Raw genomic sequence first — 6,660 nt, forward strand, 5'->3', positions numbered from 1 at the left:
GCTAAATTTAATAAACTCTGCGCGTAAATTCTAACGCTACGGGTGGTAAAATCCACCGCGGCTAGCTTTTCTAAAATCGCAAAATCAGCGAACAAATTTACGCCTTGCCGCCTGATATCGCAGTCGAAACGTTAAAATTTTAAAATTTAACGGCGCGCCGTTGCCTGCCATAGCGTCACGGTGCACCACTATGGTAATCGATGCAAAATTCTACCGCGGCGTGTGGTTAGATACTGCGCAAATCCTAAGCTAAGACGCTATTTAGCGCCTGATTCTTAAATTTGGACGCAAGCTTGCGGTAGAATTTAAAACAACTTAGCGCCGTAAAATTTCATCGCGCTAGCACTAAAGTACAACGCGAAATCGCGAGCAAAATTTCAAAATACGCACGATGCTTTGGAGCTTTAAATTTTAAAGAATAAGCCAAATTAGCGCAAAATTCTTACTATTTGAGCGGAATTTCGGTAAAATTACGTTCAAAATACGCGAAATGAGGGGAGCTATGAAAAAAGAGGAAAAAGAGAGCGCCGTAAGATTTAGCATTTCGCTGCCGACGAAGCTTTTTGAGGATCTCGATGAGATGGTGCGCGCCAAGCAGTACCTAAGCCGCAGCGAGTTTATCCGCGATCTCATACGCGAAAAGATGGTCGAGGGCGTACTTCACGGAGATGGCGAGGATGACTGCGTGGGCGTGCTTTGCATCGCTTACGATCATCACCAAAGCGATCTGATCGAGCAGCTCGTAGAGATCGAGCACCACGCAAACGTCACCATCGTCAGCACCAGCCACTTCCACATCGACGAGCGCCACTGCTTCGAGGAGATCACGATGCGGGATAAAATTTCAAAGATCGAGCGGCTCAGCGCCAAAATCGGCGCGCTAAAAGGGGTGAAATTTTCCAAGCTCGTAAAGGCGGTCATCACCGAAGCGTAGGGCTTTTGCACGTTTTTGAAAACAGCGCGTCGCGCTAAATTTTCGCGCTTCTATTTATGCACTTCTAAATTTAAACGCAGGCTGCGCGACTTTTGCGAGTTGCGAAGAGCGATTCTCGATCGAGTGGAGAATTCGGGCGGCGCGGTTGCGCAAGGCGTGCAAATAAAATTTGTTTAAATTTACGCGGCAAACGAAAATGCAAAATTTTATAAATTTTAATCAAAAAGTATTCTTGCTGCGGGTTTAAATTTACGCACAGGCACGAAACCGGCGAAGCAGCTCGCGACTAAATTTTATAGGAGCCGCCTTCGTGCCGCATTTGCAAAGCCGAACTAGTGCAAAATCGATATTAAAATGGTCGCCGCATTGGTGTTCGGCAAGCCTGCGATCACGCGCGAGATTGTAGAGCACCGGGATAAAATCCACTCGCAAGCCCTGAATTTCGCGCTCTTATCTACAGCGATCTTTAAGTTTGTTTGAGCTGTTGATAGCCATGGCGTCTAAATTTGTAGCGCGCGGCTTTGCTGCCTGCGAGCAGGCGATTTAATTTAAAGCAGCGCTTTGCTCGCTAGCTTTAAAATTTTACGTCGAGCCTTCGCAAACAACGCATGAAATTTAGATAAAACCGAAGTGCATAAATTTTAAGCGCTGTTAAATTTTATAAAATTTCGCGCTTCGATATAAAATTTATCAAATTTACGCCATTTAAAGCAAAAACGTGGTATTTTACGCGCAAAATTTATTTTCCAAGGATAAAAAATGTGTAAAGATTGCGGCTGTTCAGTAGGCCATACTCACGAGACGGGTGCTCATTCGCACGAGCATCTCCATACCCACGCGGACGGCACCGTCCACTCCCACGCTCATATGCACGAGGCGGGGATCGATCACGAGCACGACGCGCACGATCACGTCCACACAAATGTCGCTATTAGCGACGCCAAGACGATCGAGGTGATGAGTAAAATTTTAAGCGCCAACGACGAGGAGGCCGCTCACAACAGAGCTCATTTTGACGAGGATAAAATTTTATGTCTAAATTTGATGAGTAGCCCCGGTAGCGGCAAGACGACGCTGCTTGAGGCCACTATCAAAAGCGGCAAATTTAAAATCGGCGTCATCGAGGGCGATCTACAGACCAACCGCGACGCCGATCGCATCATAAAAGCGGGCGCGCAGGCCCATCAGATCAGCACCGGCGAGACCTGCCATCTGGATGCTTTTATGGTTCATGAGGGGCTTCATCATATCGATACGAAAGGCTTGGATCTGGTTTTCATAGAAAACGTCGGAAACCTCGTCTGCCCGGCGGCATTTGACGTGGGCGCGCACCTGAACGTGGTGCTTCTAAGCGTGCCCGAGGGCAGCGATAAAATCGCAAAATATCCCGTGATATTTCGCCGCGCAGACTGCGTCGTAATCACCAAAACCGCGCTGCTACCGCATTTTGACTTCGATATGGATGAAGTAGTGCGCGAAGTGCACAAACTCAATCCGAAAGCCGACGTCATCGCGCTTGATAGTAAAAGCAGCGAGGGCGTGGAGAAATGGCTGAAATTCCTACAATACAAGAAGGAATTTCGTTAATGTGCCTTTCAATCCCTTCAAAAATCATCTCAATCGACGAAAATAATTTCGCGACCGTGGAGACTCTGGGCGTGCGCCGCGGCGTGAGCTTGGATCTGCTCCCCGAGCCCGCGGCGGTCGGGGAGTACGTGCTGATCCACGTGGGCTTTGCGATGGAGAAGATCGATACGCAGCGAGCGAAGGAGAGTATCGAAATTTACGAGCAGATCGCAAAGCAGATGAGGGCGGAAGAGGGCTCCGTGTATGAAAGCATAGAGCCGCGAGCGGGCACAGAGAATTAAAGCGGCTTGCAAACCCGTAAAATTTAAGGTAAATAATGGATCTAATCAAGGATTTTAGGGATAAGGAGCTGATTTTAGCGCTTAGCAAGCTGATAATTTCTAAAAGCAAAAAGCCGCTAAATATTATGGAGATTTGCGGCGGACACACGCACTCGATCATGAAATTCGGCCTTCCGAGCTTGGTCGGCGAAAATATTAAATTTATCCACGGTCCCGGCTGTCCGGTGTGCGTGATGCCGCGCAGTCGCATCGACGAGGCGATCAAGCTCGCTGCGATGCCGCAGAGTATTTTTTGCACTCTAGCAGATATGCTTCGAGTTCCTGGCTCTCGCACAAGCTTACAGAAGCTGCGCAGCGAGGGGCACGACATCAGAGCGCTTTATAGCCCGCTTGATTGCATAAAGATCGCGCAGGAAAATCCGCAAAAAACGGTGATATTTTTTGCGATCGGCTTTGAGACGACGACGCCGATGAGCGCCGTGCTGATCGATAAGGCGCTAAGCTTGGGGCTAAAAAATCTCTTTTTTCACATCAACCATGTCACAGTGCCCGCTCCCGTGCGAGCGATCTTAAACGACGCGGACGTGCAGATAGACGCGTTTTTAGGGCCTAGCCACGTAAGCGTGATCACCGGCGCGAAGGCCTACGAAAGTATCGCGCGCGATTATAAAAAGCCGATCGCCGTAAGCGGATTTGAGCCGCTTGACATAATGGCGGGCGTGTTAAATTTGGTGGAGCAGCAAAACGCCGGCACCTACGAGGTTTTCAACGAATACGAGCGCGTCGTAAAAGAGTGCGGCAACCAAAAAGCGCAAAATTTGATAGATAAATATTTTGAAATTTGCGATTTTCCGTGGCGAGGGCTCGGCGAAATTCCAAAAAGCGGCATGAAGTTGCGCCCGCAGTACGCGGCGCTGGATGCCAGGGTGCAGTTTGATTGCAGCGTACAGAGCGTGCCCGAGAGCAAGGCCTGTATCTGCGGCGAAATTTTGCGCGGCAAAAAAAGTCCCTATGATTGCAAGGTTTTCGGCAAGCACTGCACGCCGCAAAACCCGATAGGATCGTGCATGGTCTCAAGTGAAGGCGCATGCGCGGCGTACTATAAATACGGCGATGTCAAAAACGCGGGCTAAATTTTGTGCGCGGTATCCGGCTATCAGGGCGCAAATTTTAAAAATAAGTCATGCTTTAAAATTTTAACCGAAGCGAAAATTGCTGTGCTAAACCTTTGCTTTAAAATTTAGCGCGGCGCCGTAGCGGCACGGCTTGTTCGGCTGCAAAATACGGGCTTATAAATTTAAAACCCAGTGAAAAGGAAAAATTTGAACGAAACTATACTTTTAAGCCACGGCGGCGGCGGCGAGGAGATGAATAGGCTCATCAACGAGACGATCTTTGCGGCGTTTGATAATGAAATTTTACGCGCCAACAACGACAGCGCGATACTAAATTTAAATTTAGACGCCGGGCCAAATTTTGATCGCGCAGCGCCGAGCTCGGCTCTAAATTCAGCGGCGAGTTTTAGCGGCGAGCTAGCTTTCAGCACCGATAGTTTCGTCGTCACGCCGTTGTTTTTTAACGGTGGCGACATCGGCAAGATCGCTGTTTGCGGCACCGTCAACGACCTTGCGATGGTGGGCGCCAAGCCGCTGTTTTTAAGCTGTGCGCTCATCATCGAGGAGGGGCTTAGCCTAGGCGAGCTGCGACGCATCCTGGACTCGATGGGAAGCACCGCGCGAAGCTGCGGCGTTCGCATCGTTTGCGGCGACACAAAGGTTGTGCCGCGCGGCAAATGCGATAAAATTTTCATTAACACTAGCGGCATCGGCCGTGTTTTGCGACCTGCGCGCGTGCAAAACATCAAAGCGGGCGCAAAAATCCTGCTTAGCGGCGACATCGGGCGGCACGGGGCGGTGATACTCGCGGCGCGCGACGAGATCGCGCTAAGCAGCGAGCTGCAAAGCGACTGCAAACCGCTTTGCGCTGCGGTAGAAAAGCTGATCTTGCAAGGCGTGAAGATCCAAGCGATGCGAGATGCGACGCGCGGCGGGCTTAGCGCGGTTTTGAACGAATTCGCAAGCTCCAGCGGGCTTGAATTTTTAGTGCGCGAAGAGGATATCAAAATCAGCGACGAAGTAGTGGGCGTGTGCGAACTGCTGGGCTTTGAGCCGTACGAGCTTGCAAACGAAGGCACGTTCATAGCGATCGTAGAAAATGATGCCGAGGCGGATAGGGCGCTTGAAATACTGCGCGAATTTGACGCAAACGCCGCAATCATCGGCGAGGTGCGCGAAGTAGGGCACGACAGAGGCGAATTTGAGGGCTCTTTGACGTCAAAGCTTAGCGCGCAGGGCGAATTTACGGGCACAAGCGATACGGACGTGGCGTCAGAAAATAGGGCGGGACAATTTCAAGCTCCGTATGCGGCAAAAGGGCGAGTAATTTTACAAAACGCCTACGGCTCGCAGCGATTTTTAGAGCTTCCAAAGGGCGAGCTGCTGCCGAGGATTTGTTAAATTTGCGTGCAAATTCGGCAAATTTGAGCTTAAATTTCAGACGTATTTTTAAATTTACAACAAAATTTCGCATACAATACGGCACGGCCGTAAAATTTAGAGGAAAAAATGCATGAACTATCGATCGTAGCGGATCTTGTGGCGCTATGTGAAAAGGCGCTAAACGCCGAAAAAGCAAAGAAAAAAGGCGCGGCCGAGCAGGGCGATAAAAATCGTTGCGACATCGCCGACGATACCGCCAATGAAAATACGGATTTCGCAAATACCGACATAGGCACCGAGAATGCCGAAAATACGGGCGTTGCAGATACGAACCCAAACGACAAAAACGGCGATTTTTATAAAAATTTAGATACGAAACCACAGGCGTCTTACGATGCATTTGGTTCGAAAAGTCCACAGATAAGGGAGCTGCACGTAAAAATAGGGCGACTAAGCGGCGTAGAAGCGCATTATTTGCAAAACTGCTATGAAGTCTTTCGCGCAGGCACCGTCTGCGAAAATGCGGATCTCATCATCCACACCCAAGAAATCGTCGTAAAATGCAAAAACTGCGGTTTTAGCGGAGATTTGGCGCAAAACGACTTTTCTTGCCCGCGCTGCAAAAGCTCCGAAATCAGCGTAATCGATGGCGAGGATATGTATCTAATGCGCCTGGTTATTGAATAAAAGAGGACACTCATCTTGGCGCGATAGCTTCCCATATTTCAAATTTAAACTCTTGCCATAAGCAAAATTTCATTTCCACCCAATTCAAATATCATCTATTTTGATTCTTGCAGAAAACACATCGTCCTTTTGTAGTCACGCTAAATTATCAAATAAGATTGATGTAAAAATTCTTCTAATAAAAACCATTAATAAAAACACCAAATGCGTCAAAAATACATGAAATTATTCATATAATTATACGTTAATTTCATATTAAATTTTTACTTGAAAATTATAGTTTTCAATATAAAATATCTAAAACTATGGGGATTTTGGCGCTTTTCAACACTAATTATCGTATATCGTCTAAAGAACCCAAAAGATTAAATGTAAATTTTCTATCATTAGGTTTTATATTCTGCCTTACTTATCGTTCCATTTAGCTTTTAAATTTAAAGTCAATTGTTCTAGATATAGACACATTGTGCGGGATAAAATAAAAATTTCATAATTTAACTAGCGCAAAAGCTAAATTGCCCTGCTTACTCGCAGATTCCTGATTTGCCCTCTTTTAGAATTTAACCTTTTAGGTAAAATAGATTAATTCCATTCAAATTTTATTTACGCCCTCCCCTTGTACTGCTCTTAGTAAATTTTTTTTGCGCTCGATGCGAAATTTTAAAATTCTAAA

General features: G+C 47.4%; 6 protein-coding genes. All 6 read left to right on the forward strand.

The annotated features are described in order from the left end of the window. Positions 1-502: 502 nt before the first annotated feature. The 6 genes from nikR to Q0236_RS09850 all read left to right on the forward strand — a co-directional run bounded on the left by nikR (position 503) and on the right by Q0236_RS09850 (position 5,987). A complete protein-coding gene (nikR, locus tag Q0236_RS09825) occupies positions 503-934 on the forward strand; it encodes a nickel-responsive transcriptional regulator NikR (RefSeq protein WP_005870445.1) in 432 nt (143 codons plus the stop codon). Between the two features lie 759 nt (positions 935-1,693). Further along, entirely contained in the window at positions 1,694-2,521 is an 828-nt protein-coding gene (gene hypB, locus Q0236_RS09830) for a hydrogenase nickel incorporation protein HypB (protein ID WP_297917288.1), read from the forward strand. After that, on the forward strand, positions 2,521-2,802 hold the full coding sequence (locus Q0236_RS09835) for a HypC/HybG/HupF family hydrogenase formation chaperone (RefSeq protein WP_297917290.1): 282 nt from the start codon (positions 2,521-2,523) through the stop codon (positions 2,800-2,802). The genes hypB and Q0236_RS09835 overlap by 1 nt, the downstream gene beginning before the upstream one ends. Before the next feature lie 35 nt (positions 2,803-2,837). Then, positions 2,838-3,935 carry a hydrogenase formation protein HypD gene (gene hypD / locus Q0236_RS09840; RefSeq protein WP_297917293.1) on the forward strand — a complete coding sequence of 366 codons (1,098 nt, stop codon included), beginning with the start codon at positions 2,838-2,840 and terminating at the stop codon, positions 3,933-3,935. A gap of 189 nt (positions 3,936-4,124) precedes the next feature. Beyond that, positions 4,125-5,318, forward strand: a complete 1,194-nt coding sequence (gene hypE, locus Q0236_RS09845; protein WP_297917295.1) for a hydrogenase expression/formation protein HypE — start codon at positions 4,125-4,127, stop codon at positions 5,316-5,318. Positions 5,319-5,426: 108 nt separating this feature from the next. Further along, positions 5,427-5,987 (forward strand): hydrogenase maturation nickel metallochaperone HypA, encoded by a 561-nt coding sequence (locus tag Q0236_RS09850; protein WP_297917297.1) that lies wholly within the window; start codon positions 5,427-5,429, stop codon positions 5,985-5,987. Positions 5,988-6,660 lie beyond the last annotated feature (673 nt).

The organism is uncultured Campylobacter sp. (assembly GCF_938031315.1).
In the GTDB taxonomy this organism is placed as follows: domain Bacteria; phylum Campylobacterota; class Campylobacteria; order Campylobacterales; family Campylobacteraceae; genus Campylobacter_B.

Coding starts and splice junctions, on each gene's coding strand:
- nikR (WP_005870445.1), top strand. CDS start 503: ATGAAAAAAGAGGAAAAAGAGAGCGCCGTAAGATTTAGCATTTCGCTG.
- hypB (WP_297917288.1), top strand. CDS start 1,694: ATGTGTAAAGATTGCGGCTGTTCAGTAGGCCATACTCACGAGACGGGT.
- Q0236_RS09835 (WP_297917290.1), top strand. CDS start 2,521: ATGTGCCTTTCAATCCCTTCAAAAATCATCTCAATCGACGAAAATAAT.
- hypD (WP_297917293.1), top strand. CDS start 2,838: ATGGATCTAATCAAGGATTTTAGGGATAAGGAGCTGATTTTAGCGCTT.
- Q0236_RS09850 (WP_297917297.1), top strand. CDS start 5,427: ATGCATGAACTATCGATCGTAGCGGATCTTGTGGCGCTATGTGAAAAG.